Genomic DNA, 17,879 nt, shown 5'->3' with positions numbered 1-17,879 from the left:
ACGGGCCGGACGACAGGCGGATCGCCCTGACCTTCGACGACGGCCCGGACCCGACCTGGACGCCGCAGGTCCTCGACCTGCTCATCGCGCACGGCGCCACGGGCACGTTCTGCATGGTCGGCTCGCAGATGGAGCGACACCCCGACGTCGTCGCGCGGGTGGTCAACGCCGGGATGCGGATCTGCGCGCACACCCACACCCACGACGAGCAGCTCGCCGCCAAGGACCCGGCCACGATCGCGGCCGAGATCACCGACGTCGCGGACCGGGTGCCGGGCACGCCCGTCACGACCTTCCGGGCACCGGGTGGCAACTGGAAGCCGAACATCCTCGACGCCGCGGTGGCCCACGGCATGCAGCCCCTCGGCTGGGCGGTCGACCCGCGGGACTGGAAGAGGCCGGGGGCGCAGGCGATCGTCGAGGCCGTGCAGAAGCAGGTCCATCCCGGCGCGGTGATCCTGCTCCACGACGGCGGCGGCTCCCGCCCCCAGACCGTCGAGGCGCTGCGGCTGCTGCTGCCCTGGCTGCAGGCGCAGGGGTACACCACCGCCGCCCCGTGACCCCGTCACCCGGTACGGCTCGGGCCGCCCGGGGCCGGAGGGACCAGCGGGGGTGGCGCGGAGACCGCGCTCCCTGCAGACCCTCACCGGCCCCGCGGGCGACGCGCTGGTGTTCACCAGGACGACCGGTCGCACGCTGTACCTGGACGCCGCGGGCACACGCTGACACGCTCGGCCCATGCCCACCCCGCACGAGTCCGAAGCGGACGGTCCGGTCGCCGCCAACCCCGTCTTCGGCGCCGAACCGATCACCGTGCCCCGCTACGAGCTGTCCCGCGACGGGCTGGACCCGCTGGTCGCCTACCAGATCGTGCACGACGAGCTGATGCTCGACGGCAACGCCCGGCTCAACCTCGCCACCTTCGTCACGACCTGGGGCGAGCCGCACGTGCGGACGCTGATGGCCGAGTCGCTCGACAAGAACATGATCGACAAGGACGAGTACCCGCGCACCGCCGATCTCGAGCAGCGGTGCGTGCGGATGCTCGCCGACCTCTGGCACGCCCCGGACTCCTCGACCGCACCGGGTTGTTCCACGACCGGCTCCTCGGAGGCCTGCATGCTCGGCGGGCTGGCGCTCAAGCGGCGCTGGCAGCACCGGCGTCGGGCCGCGGGGCTGTCGACCGAGAAGCCGAACATCGTCATGGGGATCGACGTCCAGATCTGCTGGGACAAGTTCGCGAACTACTTCGAGGTCGAGCCGCGGCTGGTCCCGATGTCCGGCGACCGGCTGCACCTGGGCGCGGCCGAGGCCGCCGCGCTGTGCGACGAGAACACGATCGGCGTCGTCGCCGTGCTCGGCTCCACCTTCGACGGCAGCTACGAGCCGGTCGCCGAGATCTGCGCCGCGCTCGACGACCTGCAGGCGCGCACCGGCCTCGACGTCCCGGTGCACGTCGACGGCGCCTCGGGCGCGATGGTCGCGCCGTTCTGCGACCCGGACCTGGTGTGGGACTTCCGGTTGCCGCGGGTGGCGTCGATCAACACGTCGGGGCACAAGTACGGGCTGGTCTACCCCGGCGTCGGCTGGGCGCTGTGGCGAGACACCGCGGCCCTGCCCGAGGACCTGGTGTTCCGGGTGAACTACCTCGGCGGTGACATGCCGACCTTCGCACTGAACTTCTCCCGGCCCGGCGGCCAGGTGATCGCGCAGTACTACCAGTTCCTGCGGCTCGGGCGCGCCGGGTTCCGCCGCGTGCAGCAGACCTGCCGGGACGTCGCGACCGCGTTGTCCGCGAGGATCGCGGGACTCGGCTGCTTCGACCTGCTGACCGACGGCTCGGAGCTCCCGGTCTTCGCGTTCACGGTCAAGGAGGGCGAGCCGTTCTCCGCGTTCGACGTGTCCGCCGCGCTGCGTGAGGCGGGCTGGCTGGTGCCCGCCTACACCTTCCCGAAGGACCGCGAGGACATCGCGGCGCTGCGGATCGTGGTGCGCAACGGGTTCAGCCACGACCTCGCCGGGATGCTGATGGGCGACCTAGACCGCGCGGTCACGAGGCTACGCACCCACCCCGGCCCGCAACGGGGCCCCGAGGCGGCGACGTTCGCCCACGGCACCTGACCCCACCCGCGTCATGGAGCCACGATGCGCTCTGGCGGGCCCCGGAACGGCCATTGTGGCTCCACGACGCGGTCAGGTCAGGAGGGCTACGGCGGCGGCCGCCTGGGCGTTCAGGTTCGCGAGGCGCGAGCCTGCGACCTCCGGGTCGTCGGCGCCGCCCATGTGACCCGCCGCGTACCGGGTGTAGACGCCCGCGCCGATGCACGCCGAGCGCCACCGGGCGAAGGCCTCGAAGTAGCCCAGCTCGGCCTCGACGCGGTCGGCGCGGCCGGACCGTTCGACGTAGCGGGCCACGATCTCCGCGCGCTCCGGCCACCCGGGCAGGCTGGTCGGGCCGGAGGTGATCTCCGGGACGGTGTCCCCGGGGCGACCCCACGAGGCGAGCAGGTAGCCGAGGTCCGCGAGGGGCTCGCCGAGCGTCGCGAGCTCCCAGTCGAAGATCGCACCGATGGTCCCGTCGGGGCCGAACGAGAGGTTGCCGGGCCGGTAGTCGCCGTGCGCGATCGTGGTCTCCTCGGCCTCCGGCATGCGCTCGACGAGCAGCCGGTGGCCCGCGTCGACCACCGAGAGGTCCTCGACGGCGGAGTCGTGCGCCTGCCGGTGCCAGCGGCGGAGCTGGCGCTCCAGGTACCGGCCGGGGCGGCGCAGCTCCCCCAGCCCGACGGCGTCGGGGTCGACGGAGTGCAGCTCGGCGAGGACGTCCGCGCACGCCAGGCCCGCGGCGCCGCGGATCCCCTCCGGCAGTGCCGCGCCCGCCTCGAGGTCCCCGGGCACGACGCCGTCGACGAACGCCATGACGTAGAAGTCCGCGCCGATCACCGCGTGGTCGGCGCAGTACGCGACCGCACGCGGCACCGGGACGGGGGTGTCGGCGAGGGCGGCGATGAACCGCCACTCCCGGCTCATGTCGTGCGCGGTGGCCAGTACGCCGCCGGTCGGCGGGCGGCGCAGTGCCCAGGCGGTGCCGGCGGCGTCGACGATGCGGTAGGTGAGGTTCGAGTGGCCGCCGGAGATCCGCCGGACCTCGACGGGCCCGGCGTCGGTCGCGATCTCGGGCACCTCGGCCCGCAGCCACTCCGTCAAGGCCGCGGCGGGCACCGGGTCGGTCGTGATCTCCGTCGATCCACTCATGACTCACTCTTACCCGTGCGTGCCCGCCCGTGGCCAGAGGCGATCACCTCACGAGGAGACCGAGGAGGCGCTCGGGTTCGGCTGCCGGGTCCTCGGTGAGCCCGCTGTGCACCGGCCCCGGTCGGACCACGGTGCTGCGTGGGGCCGTCAACCTGCGCCGCGAGATCGGGAACCGCGAAGGCGGAACCCGCCTCGGCGTAGCGGGCCGTGAGCTGTCGCCCGCCCGCAGCCACGAGCACCCGGAGCCTGCCCGCGACGACGAGTCCGGCCTGGCTGCCGCCGTGCGGGCGGGGGACGCGCTCGCCGCGGCCCAGCTGCAGCGGGGTCGCCGTGGCCCGGAGCCGCGCGCGGGCGGCGGGAGAGAGCGGGGCGTAGTCGCTGCTCTCCCACGCCGCCTCGACGTCGTTCACCGGGCGAGGGTACGCCCGGTGGTCACCGGGTCACGGGGTGCGCCACCTCGGGCTCCTCGACCCGGCGCACGATGCGCCCACCGAGACCGAAGACCAGGAGGCTGACCAACGGCACCGCGACGAACAGCAGGGAGACCGACGTCGTCGCGCCGGTTGCGGCGAGCAGCGCCGTCGACGCCAGCGGGGTGAGCCCGCCGCCGAGGATCGAGCCCAGCGTGTAGCACAGCGACGAGCCGCTGTACCGGATCCGGGTCGGGAATATCTCGGTCAGCAGCGAGGGCAGCGTGCCGCCCATCAGCGAGTTCGCGAGCACCGGGACCGCCAGCGCGAGCACGATCAGCGGGATCGAGCGCGTGTTCATCAGCGTGAACATCGGGAACGCCCACGCGATGGCCAGCGCCGCGCCCACGGCGAAGGTCCGCCGCCTGCCGAGCACGTCGCCGAGGTAGCCGCCGAGCAGCGTCGTCCCGATCCAGAGCACGCTGACCCCCGCGAGGCACCAGAGCATCGTCGTGGTGCTCAGCCCGAGGGTGCCCACGCCGTACTGCACGAGGAACAGCGAGACCAGGTAACCGAGTGCGCCGACGGCGATGGAGCCGAACCCGCCGACCAGGACCTGCCGCCAGTAGCTTCGGAACACCTCGAGGACCGGCATGCGCTCGACCTGGTCGGTCTCCTTGACCTTGGTGAACTGCGGGCTCTCCTCGAAGCGCAGCCGAATGACCAGCCCCACGACGATCAGCGCCGCGCTGATCAGGAACGCGACCCGCCAGCCCCACGAGACGAACGCCTCGGCCGACATCGACGACGTCAGGGCGAGGAAGGCGAGCTGGGACAACAGGATCCCGGTGGGTAGACCGATCTGCGGGAACGAGCCGTAGAGCGCCCGCCTGCGCGGTGGGGCGTGCTCCAGGGCCATCAGGACCGCGCCGGACCACTCACCGCCGACGCCGACACCTTGCACCAGACGCAGCACGATCAGCAGGATCGGCGCCCACACCCCGATCTGGGCGTAGGTGGGCAGGAGCCCGATCAGCGTGGTCGCGACGCCCATCGTCAACAGTGCGATGACGAGCATCGACCTGCGGCCGACCCGGTCTCCGAAGTGGCCCATCACGATGCCGCCGATCGGCCGGGCGATGAAGCCGACCGCGAAGGTGCCCAGCGCGGCGAGGGTGCCTGCGACCTCGGAGAACTGGGGGAAGAACTCGCTGCGGAAGACCAGGGTGGCCGCGAGGCCGTAGATGAAGAAGTCGTAGTACTCGATCGTCGTCCCGATATAGCTCGCCAGGGCGATCTTCCCCGCATGGGGAGCGGTGGGCGGGACCGTGTCTGTTCGGTGTGTCACCGGGCCGGACTCCATCCGTACGTCTTTCGTCGACCTACGGATGGTCGATCCGGGTGCGGCGACGGGACAGAGACTTTCGTTCCGCCGCGTCACCGCGCGGTGTAGCCCCCGTCGATGACGATGTTGGCCCCGGTGATGAACGAGGCCGCGTCGGACACCAGGTACAGCGCCGCCTCGACGATGTCCTCCGGCCTGCCGAGGCGCTTGACGATCTGCGGCTGGAGCATCATGTCCCGGACCGCCGGGTCGGCGAAGAAGGCCGCCGTGGACTCGGACTCGACCGAGCCGGGGCTGATGCAGACGGCGCGGATGCCGTGCGGGCCGCCCTCGTCCGCCAGGTCGCGGGTCATGCCGATGACGGCGGCCTTGGCGGCGCTGTGGGCGATCCCGCTGCCGCCGTTCAGGCTGATCATGCCCGCCGTGGACCCCACGTTGAGGACGACACCGCCGCCTCGTGCCACGAGGTGCGGCCATGCCGCGTGGGTCACGGTGAAGACCTGGTTGAGCTCGCGGTCGATGCTCCAGCGCCACTGCTCGGGGGTCAGCGTGCCGACCCCGCCCAGCGCGAAGGCGCCAGCGTTGTTGTAGACGATGTCGATGCCGCCGTGGTCCGTGACCGCCCCGTCGACCCACGCCCGCACGTCCGCGTCGACGGTGAGGTCGAGCGTCCCGCTGCCGGTCATCGTGCCGCCTGCGGCCTTGACCTCCTCGACGGTCGTCGCGAAGCCCGCGGTCTTGATGTCGGCGCCGACGACGATCGCGCCCTCCTCGGCGAACCGTCGTGCCGCGACCCGGCCCTGCCCGCCGCCCACCCCGGTGATCAGCGCCACGCGCCCACTGAGCCTGCCCACGTTCCGTCGCCCCGTTCCCTGTCCCGAGCATCCACGTCGGCGGCGAGGGTAGGTCGGGTCGCGGGACCACGGCACGGACATATGTCTCTGGCTCGCACCCCGGCGGCCCTCGCACGATGGCGCTCGACCACGACGAGACATGAGGTGATCCGTGAGCCAGCCCGGCCCCACCGTCGTCCTCGCCACCGGGGACGTCTTCCCCGACCTGGCGGACAACGAGGCGGTGATGCAGCCCCTGGTGCCGCTGTTCGAGCACGGCATCGTGTTCGGCAACTGCGAAGGGGTCTACACCGACCGGCCCGAGCTCGCGCCCTCGCGCGTCGCCTACGGCGGCACGTCGCGCGACCGGGGGGAGATGTTCGGCCGCATCGGGTTCGACGTCATGACCCTGGCGAACAACCACATGATCGACGGTGGCTACGCCGGTCTGGACGACACGATGGAGCTGCTGCACGGGCAGGGGATCCAGACCACGGGCGCCGGGGCGAACCTGGACCAGGCCACCACCGCCGCGATCGTGGAGCGGGACGGCCGCCGGATAGCCTTCCTCGGCTTCTGTGCCGAGTTCCCGATGGGGTACGAGGCCAAGGAGGGCCGGCCGGGGATCGCGCCGCTTCGCATCGAGACCGTCTACCGCAACCCCCTGCCGGGCTTCTGGCAGCCGGGACTCGACCCGGAGGTGCTGACCATCCCGCTGGAGTCCGACGTCGAGCGCATCCACGCCGCCGTCGCCCGTGCGCGCGAGCAGGCCGACCACGTCGTCGTCGCCTTCCACTGGGGGTCGAACACCGCCGCGCGCGAGGTCTTCGTGCCGGATTCACGGACCCATACCAAGACCTATCGCGACGCCGTCCAGGCCTACGAGCTGGAGATCGCCCGGGCCACGGTGGACCGCGGCGCCGACGCGGTCGTCTGCCACCACCAGGCCAGCCTGCGCGGGATGGAGATGCACGGCGGCAGGCCGATCTTCTACGGGCTCGGCGTCCTGATGCACCACTTCCACCGCACCGGGGGCCGGACGGGCAGCGACCACAAGATCATCACCTCGTGGGACGAGCAGGCGTACCCCTACTGGCCCTTCGAGCGGCCGGAGGCACTGCTCACCGGGGTCGCCCGGCTCGCGTTCGGCCCCGACGGGATCGAGGCGGGCTTCGTCCCGGCCCTGGTCCGCCCGGACGGCAGCACCACGCCGCTGGCGGCGGACGACCCGCGCACCGAGGACGTCGCCCGCCACCTGGAGGCGCTCAACGCGTTCGAGGGCTTCGACACCGTGCTGTCCAGGGAGCGCTTCCACGACTGGCGGCTCCTGTCGGTCAAGACCTCGGCCTGATACCCGGACACGAAGGAGCTCGGCACATGGGTGTGGACTCGGTTCTCGTCGTGGGCGGTGGGGTCGCGGGGCTCACCGCGGCCGCGGCGCTCGGCCGCGCCGGGGTGCGGTGCGAGGTCGTCGACCTGCGCGACGGCGCGGAGGGCAGCGGCCTCGGCATCCAGAACCGCGGCATCGACGCGCTGGACGCGATCGGCGCCCTCGACGAGGTCGTGGCGATCGGGGCGACCTACCAGCAGGCCCCGCTGCGTTTCTACGACGCGGCGGGCGAGCTGGTCTCCGACCCGGGGGTCCCGCTGCGCCCGGACGGCAAGCCGTCCTACCTGATCATCTACCGCCCGCGGCTCGCGGAGATCCTGCGGGGCTGCGCCGAGCGGGCGGGGGCGGCAGTCCGCATCGGGGTGAGCGTGAGCCGGATCGAGGACGGGCCCGACGGGGTGGCCGTGACCTTCACCGACGGCACCACCGGCACCTACGACCTGGTCGTCGGGGCCGACGGTCTCCGGTCGACTGTGCGCCGGATGGTGTTCGGGGACGCGGTCACCCCGCTGTCGACCGGCACCGTGAGCCTGCGGTGGCTCCCGACCGGGGCGCCCCGGGGCGAGGCGGGCTTCTACTACGGCGGAGACGCCGAGATGGTCGTCGTCCCGATGCACGACGACATGACCTACGTCAGCGTCCAGCATCCGGACGACGCGCAGCTCACCGAGGGCGAGGGCCGAGAGCTGCTGCGCAAGAAGTTCGCCCAGTTCACCTCGCCCTACCTGACCGCGCTCGCGGAGCGGCTCACCGACGACCAACCCGTGCTGGTCCGCCGCTACGAGTGGCTGATGGTCGACGGCCCGTGGCACCGCGGCCGCGTGGTGCTGATCGGGGACGCCGCGCACGCGACGACCGCGCACCTGGGATCCGGCGGCGTCATGGCACTCGAGGACGCGGTCGTCCTCGCGGAGGTCGTCCGTGCCGGTGGTCCCGTGGAGGACCTCCTGCACCGGTTCCACGCCCGACGGCACGAGCGGTGCCGCACGGTGGTGGACACGAGCGTCCGGCTCTCGGACATGCAGCGTGCGGGCGCCCCGGCCGACGAGATGGGCGCCGCGCGGTGGCCCGCACTCCACCTGCTCAGCCAGCCCTTCTGACAAGGAGACCTCCCATGCCGACCCCCACCGACGTGGCTCTCGAGTACCTGCGGCGCTTCGCGGCGCGGGACGTGGCGGGGCTGCTCGCCCTGACCGCGGACGACGCCACCTACCGCTCCGCCGACGGCGGCGTCCACCCGAAGGAGGCGACCGCCCAGGTCTACGGCATGCTGGCCGCCCTGTTCAGCGATCTGAAGGTCGAGGTGCTCGGCACGACCGCGCAGGACGACCGGGTCGCGGTCGAGGCGGCGATCCAGGGCGGGCTCGCCGACGGCAGGGAGTACCGCAACAGCGTCCACTACCTGTTCGTCGTCGCCGACGGGCACATCACCGCCCTGCGCGAGTACTCCGACACCAAGCCGACCGACGTGCTGTTCTCGGCGGTGGCGGGATGAGCCTCGACGAGGCGGCCGTCGAGCGGCTGCTGGCCGAGGCCGAGATCCGGGCGGTGTCGAACCGGTTCGCCCGCGGCTGCGACCGGCTGGACCTCGAGCTCGTCCGGTCCTGCTTCTTCGCCGACGCGATCGACGACCACGGCATGTACGTCGGCGACGTCGACGGGTTGATCGCGTTCCTCGAGCAGGTCCTGACGCCGGAGATCGCGACGACCCACTTCCTCGGCCAGCAGGAGTACGAGTTCGTCTCCCCGGACGTCGCGTACGTGGAGTCGCTGGTGATCGCCCGCCACCGGCAGCCGCCGCGACAGGGGCACGGCCTGCGCGACGCGATCGCGTTCGGCCAGTACTCGGACCGGTTCGAACGCCGGGCGGGCGAGTGGCGGATCGCGCACCGGGTGACCCTGTTCCTGCCCAGTCGCATCGACGCGGTGGTGGAGGACTTCCCGACGCCACCGGACTTCGCGACACCGCCCCGCGGCGACGCGTCCACGGCGGGCAGGCTCGTGCGCCCCGAGTCCTTCGGACGGGTGGGGGTGGCCTCGTGAACGAGCACGACACGATCTTGATGCTCTGCTACATGAGCCTCGGCGGCGGGCACCTCGCCGCCTGGCGGGACCCGGCGGCGCCGGAGAACCCGGGTCTGAACCTCCCCGCGCTGGTGCGCTCGGCGCAGAAGGCCGAGGAGGCGGCGCTGCACGGGATGTTCATCGCGGATTCCCTCGCCCTCTGGGAGCGGACGCCCGAGGCACACGCGCGCACCGCCACGAACTCGCACTTCGAGCCCATGACGCTGTGCGCCGCGCTGTCCCAGGCCACCGAGCGGCTGGGCTTCGTGATCACGGGCAACACCACCTACAACACCCCCTACGGCCTGGCCCGCAGCTACGCCTCGCTCGATCACCTGTCGGGCGGGCGGGTCGCGTGGAACGTCGTGACGTCCGGGAACCCGGCCGAGGCGGGCAACTTCGGGGGATCGCCCGTCGGTCCGTCCGACCGCTACCAGCGCGCGGCGGAGTTCGTCGAGGTCGCGCGCGGACTGTGGGACGGCTGGGACGACGACGCGCTGGTCCTGGACCGGGCGACCGGTGTGTACCACCGGGCGGACGCGCTGCACGCACTCGACCACGAGGGCAAGCACTTCGCGGTCCGCGGTCCGCTCACGAGCGCGCGTCCTCCGCAGGGGCATCCGGTGATCGCCCAGGCGGGATCGTCGCCTGCCGGCCGGGACTTCGCCGCGACCTACGGTGACCTCGTCTTGAGCATGCAGCCGAGCGCGGACCTGGCCCGCACCTTCTACCGTGAGGTCAAGGCACTGGCGGCGGCCAAGGGACGCGACCCCGAGCACGTCAAGGTCCTGTCCAACACCGCCCTCGTGCTCGGTCGGACGCAGGACGAGGCGGACGAGCGGCTGGCGCTGCTGGACTCCCTCGTCGACCCGGTGCCGGGGCTGGAGAGCCTCTCGCTGCTGCTGGTCCACGACATGTCCGGATACCCGCTGGACGAGCCCGTGCCGGACATCCCGCTCACCGAGACCGGCAGCAGCGGCATCCAGCAGCACTTCCTCGCGATGGTGCGCAGCCAGGGGCTCACCCTGCGGCAGGCGATGCAGCTCTCCGCGCGAGCGGGGGCGCAGGCCTTCTCCGTCGAGTCGTTCGCCGACCACGTCGAGGAGTACGTGACGACCGGGGCGGCGGACGGGTTCAACCTGGTCTTCGCCGACCTCGGCCCGTCGCTCGACGTGCTCGCCGAGCACGCGGTGCCCGAGCTGCGCCGCCGCGGGCTGTTCCGCAGCCGGTACCGCGGCACCACCCTGCGGGACGACATCGGCATCCCGCGGCCCGCGCCGGCCCGCTCGGCCGCGGCGGTCTGAGGCGGCGATCGTGCCCGTCGGCTGGTTCGACGCGCCGGCCGCGGCGATCTGCCTGGTGGCGGCCGCCGTGCTCGTGGTCGGGGCGGTACGCCGCCGGAACCCTCGGGAGATTCCGGAGGCCGTCGCCGAGGGCACGATGGCCGTCGGGATGGCGGCGATGCTCGTCGGCGCCGATCTCGTCCTGTGGGCGGCCGTCGTCGTGCACATGGTCGTCGCGGCTCGCCTCGTCCTGCGCCGCCGTGGGCTGTCGGCCCGCGGCGGTGCGGTGCTCGGTGCGGCCGCTCTGCCGGTGATGGCGTGGATGATGGCGGGAAGCGCCGCGGAGGTCCACCCCGGGCACGGCGCTCCCGGTCTGCTCACCTCGCTCCTCGCGCTGTTCTTCGCCGGATCCTCGCTCCTCCGTCTGGCCCACGTGGTCGACCCCGGCAGCGACGCGGATCCCGTCCTGCGCGAGGGACCGGGGCCTGATCCGGCGCGCCGGCAGCGGGCCGCCGCGGCCGTCGGACCGGCCGCGATGGCCGCGATGTTCCTCGGCGCGATCTGAGCGCCACCGTCGCCGGAGGAGGTCGCCGGACAAATGTTCCTGGTCGACGGCGCGGCCCGTCGCGATGCTTCCGCCGGCGAGACCGGGTGCGCGTCGCCACCGCACCCGGTCACTCGACCTCCTGGTTCACCGGACGACGATGTTGAGGAACCCATGCCCGTACGCGCAGCACGCGAATCCCGACCGACCGCCTCCGCGCGGCACCGGTCGACCACCGCCACCCGGCTCCTGACCGCGATCGGTACCGCCGCCGCGCTCGCCCTGGCCGGGTGCGCTTCCGACGCCGGGACGGGCGGGTCGGGCGGCTCCGCGGCGAACCCCTCCGCCGCGCCTGCGAGCGACTATCCGATCGTCTCCTACATCGGGGGGAAGGCCGGTCCGGCGGACCCGTCGCTGCCCCCGGTCGTGATCGGCTACGCCAACCAGCAGGGCGGCCCGGTCGCGCTGCCCGAGGCGACCTTCGGCGCCGAGGCCGCGGTCGAGTACGTGAACGCCGAGCTGGGCGGCATCGGTGGGCACCCGGTGAAGCTGTCCAGCTGCTACATCGTCGGCCAGGCCGCCGAGGGCCAGAGGTGTGGCCAGCAGTTCGTCAACGACCCGGCCACCAAGGCCGTCGTGCTCGGCGCGGTGCTGACCGGCAACTCCGCCCTCTACGACACCGTCGGGGGCAGGCTGCCCGTGCTCGGCGGCATGTCGGCGAGCCCCGCGGACCTGTCCGCGCCGAACACCACCTTCCTCTACGGGTCGGCGACGGCGGGTTTCTCCTCCGTGCTGGCGTACGCGCGGTCGAAGGGCATGAGGTCGGTGACCATCCTCATGGACACCAGCACCGCCGGGTTCGGCGGACCCCTGATCCAGGCCGCCGCCGCCGCGACCGGCATCGAGGTGCGTCCCGCCGTCTACCAGGTCGGCAGCTCGGACCTGCTCGGACCGCTCGCGGCCGCGGGTGTCCAGAGCTCCGACGCGTTGGCGGTCTTCTCCCAGACGAACGAGTGCGTGAAGGTGCAGAGCGCGCTGCGCCAGCTGAGCCTCGGTGACAAGCCGATCCTCGCGAGCTCGAACTGCATCGACCGGTCGGTCGAGGAGGCCTTCGGCGACTACGCGACGTGGTCGTACTCCGTCCCGATCAACCCGGCCAACGTCGCGGATCCCGAGGTGGCGCTCTACCTGCAGAAGTTCGCCGAGTACGGGGGCGGGGACACCACGCCCGGCGGGTTCGCGGCGCTCGCGTTCGGCACCATGATGACCACCGTCAAGATGCTCAACTCCGCCGGTGGCCAGGCCGCCACCCCCGACGCGGTGACCGCCGCGCTGCGCTCGTTCTCCGGACCGATGTACCTCGGGCCGGAGAAGATGACCTGTGGCGCCGTCGCCGGACAGCCGACGTCGTGCTCCGACGTGCTGACCGTCCAGACGTACAAGGGCGGCGGCAACTGGGTCGACGAGGGGGCCTTCGGCCTCCCCGCCGCCTGACCGCGGGCCGTCGACGTGCTGGACCAGATCGCCCTCTTCGTCGTCCTGGGTCTCGGGTCCGGGGCCCTGATCGCGGCGATCGCCACCGGGATCGTGCTCTTCCACCGGGGTTCCGGGATGATCAACATCGGGACCGCTGCGGTGGCCCTCTCGGGAGCGTATGTCTACTACCTGCTGCGGGCCGAGGCGGAGCTGCCGATCGCCGTGTCCTTCGGGCTCGCGCTCGTCGCGTGCGCGGCGCTCGGTGCGCTGATCGAGCTGGCGGTCGTCCGACCGCTCCGTGCGGCGACGCCGCTCGCGAAGCTGGTGGCGTCGCTGGGGATCATGCTGCTCATCCAGTCGGTCGTGGTGCTGGTCTTCGGCACCACGACCCGGCAGGCCCCGCCGGTGCTGGCGGCCACGACCGTGGTGCTGTTCGGGACGCCCGTCCCCGTCGACCGGTTCCTGCTGGCGGGCGTGGTCGTGCTGGTCGCCGCTGCGCTCACCGCGATCTACCGCTACACCCGCTTCGGGCTGGCCACCCGGGCGGCCGCCCAGAACCAGGAGTCGGCGATGCTGTGCGGGCTCTCGCCCGGTGCGTTGTCGTTGACCAACACCCTCTGCGCGAGCGTGGTCAGCGGTGCCTTCGGCATCCTGGTCGCGCCACTGATCACCCTGTCCGCGGACCAGATGGTGGTGCTGGTGATCCCGGCGCTGGCCGCCGCGCTGCTCGCCGGGTTCACCTCGTTCGCGATCGCGTGCGCGGCGGGCCTGGGGCTGGGCGTGCTCGACTCGCTGGTGACCCTGGCCCAGAGCAGTACCTGGTTCCCCACGGTCGACGGCGTCCCGGTCGCCGGGATCCGCGACGTCCTGCTCTTCCTGGTGATCGTCGTGCTGCTGTACGTCAAGGGGTCCGCGCTCCCGCAACGCGGCGCGCTCGTGGAACAGCGGCTGCCGGACGCCCCCCGCGCGCGGTGGGTGCTGCGCCCAGCGGTCGTCGCAGCCGTGGTCGGGGCCGTGGCGCTGGTCTGGTTGCCGTTCGACTTCCGCAACGCGCTGGTGCTGTCCCTGATCGGGATCGTCTACGCGCTGTCGCTCACGGTCCTCACGGGTCTCGTGGGTCAGGTGTCGCTGCTGCAGATGGCGGTCGCCGGGGTCGCCGCGTTCACCGTGTCCCGGGCGGCGACCGGGCTGGGCCTGGGCTTCCTTCCTGCAGCGGCTGCCACGCGCGGAGCCCGGCGCCGCGGACGTCGAGCCTGCCCCCTACCTGGAGGAGCTCGGGCCGTTCACGATCGCCTCACCGCCGGGGACGGTCGACGGGCGGCCCCTGCACTGGCCGACACCCGCTGCCTACGGCGCCGCGCGACCGGAGTGGCTACCCTGACCGGTATGTCCGATCCGACGGGTCTGTCGTCGCCCGTGGGGCAGGCGGTCGTGGTGCTCATGCTGCTGGCCTCGCTGACCCTGCTCATCCGCTGGTGGGTGCAGAACCGCAGGCGCTGACGGCGCGCTCGGCGGCCGCCTTCGCCAGCGCGGGCGCCTCCGGGACGCCGCCCGCCGTGGCCATCACGGTCGCGCCCTCGTAGAGCAGGTGGAGCTCGATCCCGAGGCGATCCGGCAGCCCCGCCGCCCGCGCCAGGTCCACCAGGTAGGCGCGCATCCACTCCTTCTCCGCGCGGATCACCGGTTCGGCCGGGTGGTCCGTCCCGCCGATCTCCGCGTAGGCGTTCACGAACGCGCAGCCGCGGTCCTGGTCGGCCAGCCACAGCGCGAGGACGTCGAACACCTCGACCAGGGTGCGGCCCGCCATCCGGTCGAGCAGGAATCCCTGCCAGTAGGCGGCGCGCCGCTCCAGGTAGAGGGCGACGAGCGCGTCCTTGGAGCCGAAGCGGTCGTAGAGCGTCTTCTTCGTGGTCCCGGCCGTCTCCGCGATCAGGTCGACGCCGACCGCGCGGATGCCGCGCCGGTAGAACAGCGTGCTCGCGGCGGCGAGCAGCTTCTCGCCGGCGGGCGTCAGGGTCGTCATACACTGCGAGTATACAGACCGGTGTGGTTACGTCGAGCCCATGAAACTTGCCTCGGTGGCATTCGTCCTGTTCTGGAGCTCCGGGTTCGTCGGTGCGGAGCTCGGCACCGGGTTCGCGGCGGCCGACACCCTGCTGACCTGGCGCTACGCGATCGTCGCCCTGGTCCTGTGGATCGTCGTGGGTGTGCGGCGGCGGCCGGTCCCGCGCGGCGCACCGGCACGGCAGGCCCTGCTGGGCACGCTGTCGCAGGTCCTGTACCTGGGCGGGGTGGTCGGCGGGGTCGCACTCGGGGTGCCCGCCGGGACCGCGGCGCTGATCGCGGCGCTGCAGCCGCTGGTCGTCGCGATGGCGGCGGGCCCGGTGCTGGGCGAGCGGACCTCGCTGCGGCAGCGGCTCGGGCTGGGCCTCGGGCTCGTGGGCGTGGCGCTGGTGGTGGCGGGGGACATCGGCCCCGGGACCGCACCGATCTGGGCGTTCCTCCTGCCCGTCGGCGCGACGCTGGCCCTGTCCGCCGGGACGCTGCTGGAGCGCAGGCTGAGCCCGCCGGAGACCCCGCTCGTGTCGATGGCCCTCCAGGCGACGACGGCGGCGGTGCTGTTCACGGCGGTCACCGCGCTGTTCGGGGACCTGCGGCCGCCCGCCGAGCCGGGGTTCTGGGGTGCGGTCGCGTGGGTGGTCGTGCTGTCGTCCTTCGGCGGCTACGGCACCTACCTGCTCGTCCTGCGTCGCAGCGGCGCCACGCGGGTCTCGACGCTGCTCTACCTCACCCCGCCTACCACCATGCTCTGGGCCTTCCTGATGTTCGGCGAGGTGCCGGGCGTGCCGGCCGTGCCGGGCATCCTGCTGTGTGCGGCCGGGGTGTGGCTGGTGCTCGGCGCGAAAAGTGTCGGGGGTGCGGGTCATGATGGGTGCCATGGCAGCACCGACTGCGCTCGACAACTTCTCCCCCGCCACCCGGGACTGGTTCCGGGGCGCCTTCGCGGCGCCCACGGCCGCCCAGGAGGGCGCGTGGAACGCCGCGCAGGCGGGGCGGAACGCGCTGGTCGTGGCGCCGACCGGGTCGGGTAAGACGCTCGCGGCGTTCCTCTGGGCGCTGGACCGGCTGGCGTCGGAGCCGCCCGCGCCGGTGAAGCAGCGGTGCCGGGTGCTGTACGTGTCGCCGTTGAAGGCCCTGGCGGTGGACGTGCAGCGCAACCTGCGCGCACCGCTCACCGGGATGCGGCAGGAGGCGCAGCGGCGCGGCGACCCGGTCCCGGACATCACCGTCGGCATGCGGACCGGGGACACCCCGGCGGACGAGCGGCGGCAGTTCGCCCGCACCCCGCCGGACGTGCTGGTCACCACCCCCGAGTCGCTGTTCCTGCTGCTCACCTCGGCCGCGCGGGACTCGCTGCGCGGCGTCGAGACCGTGATCCTCGACGAGGTGCACGCCGTCGCGGCGACCAAGCGCGGCGCGCACCTGGCGCTGTCGCTCGAGCGGCTGGACGAGCTGCTCGAGAAGCCCGCCCAGCGGATCGGCCTGTCGGCGACGGTCCGCCCGCTGGACGAGGTGTCGACCTTCCTCTCCGGCGCCCGGCCCGTCGAGGTCGTGCAGCCGAAGACCCCGAAGACGATCGAGGTGCGGGTCGAGGTGCCGGTCCCCGACCTCGCGGCGCTCGACGCGCAGCCTGCCCCGGGCAGCGCCGACGAGGAGGTCGTCGGGTCCGCCGCGGGCACCGCACAGAAGCCCTCGATCTGGCCCGCGGTGGAGCGGCGGCTGTTGGACCTCGTGCGCGAGCACCGGTCCACGATCGTCTTCTCGAACTCGCGCCGGTTGGCCGAGCGGCTGACCGCGAAGCTCAACGAGCTGGCCGCCGAGGAGGCCGCGGCGGCCGAGGAGGCGGTCGACCTCGACCGGTTCCCGGCGGAGGCGGTCGGGCAGTCCGGCGTCGGTGGGGGCGCCCCGCCCGTCGTCGCGAAGGCCCACCACGGCTCGATGTCCCGCGAGCAGCGGACCCTGGTCGAGGAGGAGCTGAAGTCCGGGCGGCTGCCGTGCGTGGTCGCCACGTCGAGCCTGGAGCTGGGCATCGACATGGGCGCCGTGGACCTCGTGGTGCAGGTGGAGGCACCGCCGAGTGTCTCGTCCGGGCTGCAGCGGGTCGGTCGCGCGGGGCACCAGGTGGGTGCGGTGTCCAAGGGCGTGGTGTTCCCGAAGTTCCGCGGGGACCTGGTCTCCTGCGCGGTCGTGGCCGAGCGGATGACCGGCGGGGCCATCGAGTCGATGCGCTACCCGCGCAACCCGCTCGACGTGCTGGCCCAGCAGATCGTCGCGATGGTGGCGTTGGAGCCGTGGCAGCTCTCGGACCTCGCCGCCGTCGTCCGGCGGGCCGCGCCGTTCGCCGCGCTGCCGGACTCGGCGCTGCACTCGGTGCTGGACATGCTCGCGGGCCGCTATCCGTCGGAGGAGTTCGGCGAGCTGCGCGCCCGGATCACGTGGGACCGGGTCACGGACGAGCTGAAGGGTCGTCCCGGGGCGCAGCGACTGGCCGTCACCAGCGGCGGCACGATCCCGGACCGCGGGCTCTTTACTGTCATGACACCCGGTGGTGCGGACGGCGCGGGCTCGCGCGTCGGCGAGCTGGACGAGGAGATGGTCTACGAGTCCCGGGTGGGCGACACGTTCCTGCTGGGGACGTCGAGCTGGCGGGTCGAGGACATCACGCACGACCGCGTGATCGTCACGCCCGCGCCCGGCGAGCCGGCGCGGATGCCCTTCTGGAAGGGCGAGTCGATCGGCCGCCCGCTGGAGCTCGGCCGGGCGGTCGGGGCGTTCGTGCGCGAGATGGCGGGGCTGAGCGACGAGGAGGCCCGTTCCCGCGCCGCCGCGGCCGGGCTCGACGAGTGGGCCATCGACAACCTGCTCGCCTACCTGCGCGAACAGCAGGAGTCCACCCGGCACGTGCCGAGCGACCGCACCATCCTGGTCGAGCGGTTCCGAGACGAGCTGGGCGACTGGCGGCTCGTGGTGCACTCCCCCTTCGGCTCCCAGGTCAACGGGCCGTGGGCGCTCGCGATCGCTGCCCGGATGCGGGAGCGGCGCGGGGTGGAGGTGCACGCCGCGGGTGCGGACGACGGGATCGTCCTCCGCCTGCCGGACGCCCTGGACGACTCGGGGGCGGAGATCATGCCCACCGCGGAGGACGTGCTGCTGGACCCGGGCGAGGTCGAGCAGATCGTGGTCGGCGAGCTGGGCGGCTCGTCGCTGTTCGCGTCCCGGTT

General features: G+C 72.9%; 16 protein-coding genes and 1 pseudogene. 12 read left to right on the top strand and 5 right to left on the bottom strand.

Going from position 1 to position 17,879, the window contains the following annotated elements:
- Together H5J29_RS03770 and gad are read left to right on the top strand one after the other, a co-directional pair.
- The coding region (locus H5J29_RS03770; RefSeq protein ID WP_181779494.1) for a polysaccharide deacetylase family protein at positions 1-560 on the top strand (560 nt) is incomplete at its 5' end.
- 178 nt (positions 561-738) lie between these two features.
- Complete coding sequence (gene gad / locus H5J29_RS03765) at positions 739-2,121, top strand: glutamate decarboxylase (protein WP_181779493.1); 1,383 nt, start codon at positions 739-741, stop codon at positions 2,119-2,121.
- 72 nt (positions 2,122-2,193) lie between these two features.
- Here gad and H5J29_RS03760 read toward each other — a convergent pair whose 3' ends face one another.
- From H5J29_RS03760 to H5J29_RS03745, 4 genes are all read right to left on the bottom strand, one after another.
- Positions 2,194-3,252 (bottom strand): phosphotransferase family protein, encoded by a 1,059-nt coding sequence (locus tag H5J29_RS03760; protein ID WP_181779492.1) that lies wholly within the window; start codon positions 3,250-3,252, stop codon positions 2,194-2,196.
- Positions 3,253-3,295: 43 nt separating this feature from the next.
- A complete protein-coding gene (locus H5J29_RS03755) occupies positions 3,296-3,403 on the bottom strand; it encodes a DUF3037 domain-containing protein (RefSeq protein WP_246393419.1) in 108 nt (35 codons plus the stop codon).
- A gap of 281 nt (positions 3,404-3,684) precedes the next feature.
- Positions 3,685-5,010, bottom strand: coding sequence for an MFS transporter (locus H5J29_RS03750; protein ID WP_312858046.1), 1,326 nt, complete (start codon positions 5,008-5,010; stop codon positions 3,685-3,687).
- Positions 5,011-5,099: 89 nt separating this feature from the next.
- Positions 5,100-5,840, bottom strand: a complete 741-nt coding sequence (locus H5J29_RS03745) for an SDR family NAD(P)-dependent oxidoreductase (RefSeq protein WP_220186943.1) — start codon at positions 5,838-5,840, stop codon at positions 5,100-5,102.
- Positions 5,841-6,012: 172 nt separating this feature from the next.
- On the opposite strand from H5J29_RS03745, the gene H5J29_RS03740 reads away from it, so the two are divergent.
- The 8 genes from H5J29_RS03740 to H5J29_RS03705 all read left to right on the top strand — a co-directional run bounded on the left by H5J29_RS03740 (position 6,013) and on the right by H5J29_RS03705 (position 14,097).
- Positions 6,013-7,191, top strand: a complete 1,179-nt coding sequence (locus tag H5J29_RS03740) for a CapA family protein (protein WP_181779489.1) — start codon at positions 6,013-6,015, stop codon at positions 7,189-7,191.
- A 26-nt stretch (positions 7,192-7,217) separates the two neighbouring features.
- Complete coding sequence (locus tag H5J29_RS03735; RefSeq protein WP_181779488.1) at positions 7,218-8,330, top strand: FAD-dependent monooxygenase; 1,113 nt, start codon at positions 7,218-7,220, stop codon at positions 8,328-8,330.
- A gap of 14 nt (positions 8,331-8,344) precedes the next feature.
- On the top strand, positions 8,345-8,725 hold the full coding sequence (locus tag H5J29_RS03730) for a nuclear transport factor 2 family protein (protein WP_181779487.1): 381 nt from the start codon (positions 8,345-8,347) through the stop codon (positions 8,723-8,725).
- Positions 8,722-9,273, top strand: a complete 552-nt coding sequence (locus tag H5J29_RS03725) for a nuclear transport factor 2 family protein (protein WP_181779486.1) — start codon at positions 8,722-8,724, stop codon at positions 9,271-9,273. Before H5J29_RS03730 ends, H5J29_RS03725 begins: the two co-directional genes overlap by 4 nt.
- On the top strand, positions 9,270-10,598 hold the full coding sequence (locus tag H5J29_RS03720; protein WP_181779485.1) for an NtaA/DmoA family FMN-dependent monooxygenase: 1,329 nt from the start codon (positions 9,270-9,272) through the stop codon (positions 10,596-10,598). Before H5J29_RS03725 ends, H5J29_RS03720 begins: the two co-directional genes overlap by 4 nt.
- Positions 10,599-10,608: 10 nt before the next feature.
- Positions 10,609-11,142, top strand: coding sequence for a DUF5134 domain-containing protein (locus H5J29_RS03715; RefSeq protein WP_181779484.1), 534 nt, complete (start codon positions 10,609-10,611; stop codon positions 11,140-11,142).
- A 153-nt stretch (positions 11,143-11,295) separates the two neighbouring features.
- Complete coding sequence (locus H5J29_RS03710) at positions 11,296-12,615, top strand: type 1 periplasmic-binding domain-containing protein (protein ID WP_181779483.1); 1,320 nt, start codon at positions 11,296-11,298, stop codon at positions 12,613-12,615.
- Positions 12,616-12,630: 15 nt separating this feature from the next.
- Positions 12,631-14,097: a branched-chain amino acid ABC transporter permease gene (locus H5J29_RS03705; RefSeq protein WP_181779482.1), complete on the top strand. Its 1,467-nt coding sequence runs from the start codon at positions 12,631-12,633 to the stop codon at positions 14,095-14,097.
- Here the strand turns inward: H5J29_RS03705 and H5J29_RS03700 are convergent.
- Positions 14,063-14,620, bottom strand: coding sequence for a TetR/AcrR family transcriptional regulator (locus tag H5J29_RS03700; RefSeq protein WP_181779481.1), 558 nt, complete (start codon positions 14,618-14,620; stop codon positions 14,063-14,065). The genes H5J29_RS03705 and H5J29_RS03700 overlap by 35 nt on opposite strands.
- Before the next feature lie 40 nt (positions 14,621-14,660).
- Here H5J29_RS03700 and H5J29_RS03695 point away from each other — a divergent pair.
- Both H5J29_RS03695 and H5J29_RS03690 read left to right on the top strand, forming a co-directional pair.
- A pseudogene (locus H5J29_RS03695) lies at positions 14,661-15,434 on the top strand (DMT family transporter); the annotation flags it as partial.
- Between the two features lie 100 nt (positions 15,435-15,534).
- Positions 15,535-17,879 (top strand): DEAD/DEAH box helicase (locus tag H5J29_RS03690; protein WP_376768499.1); only part of this gene is annotated, 2,345 nt, incomplete at its 3' end.

This window comes from Pseudonocardia pini (assembly GCF_013870575.1).
Classification (GTDB): Bacteria; Actinomycetota; Actinomycetes; order Mycobacteriales; family Pseudonocardiaceae; genus Pseudonocardia; species Pseudonocardia pini.
Note: the sequence above shows the minus strand (reverse complement) of the source record. Positions and strands in the feature narration are given on the sequence as shown.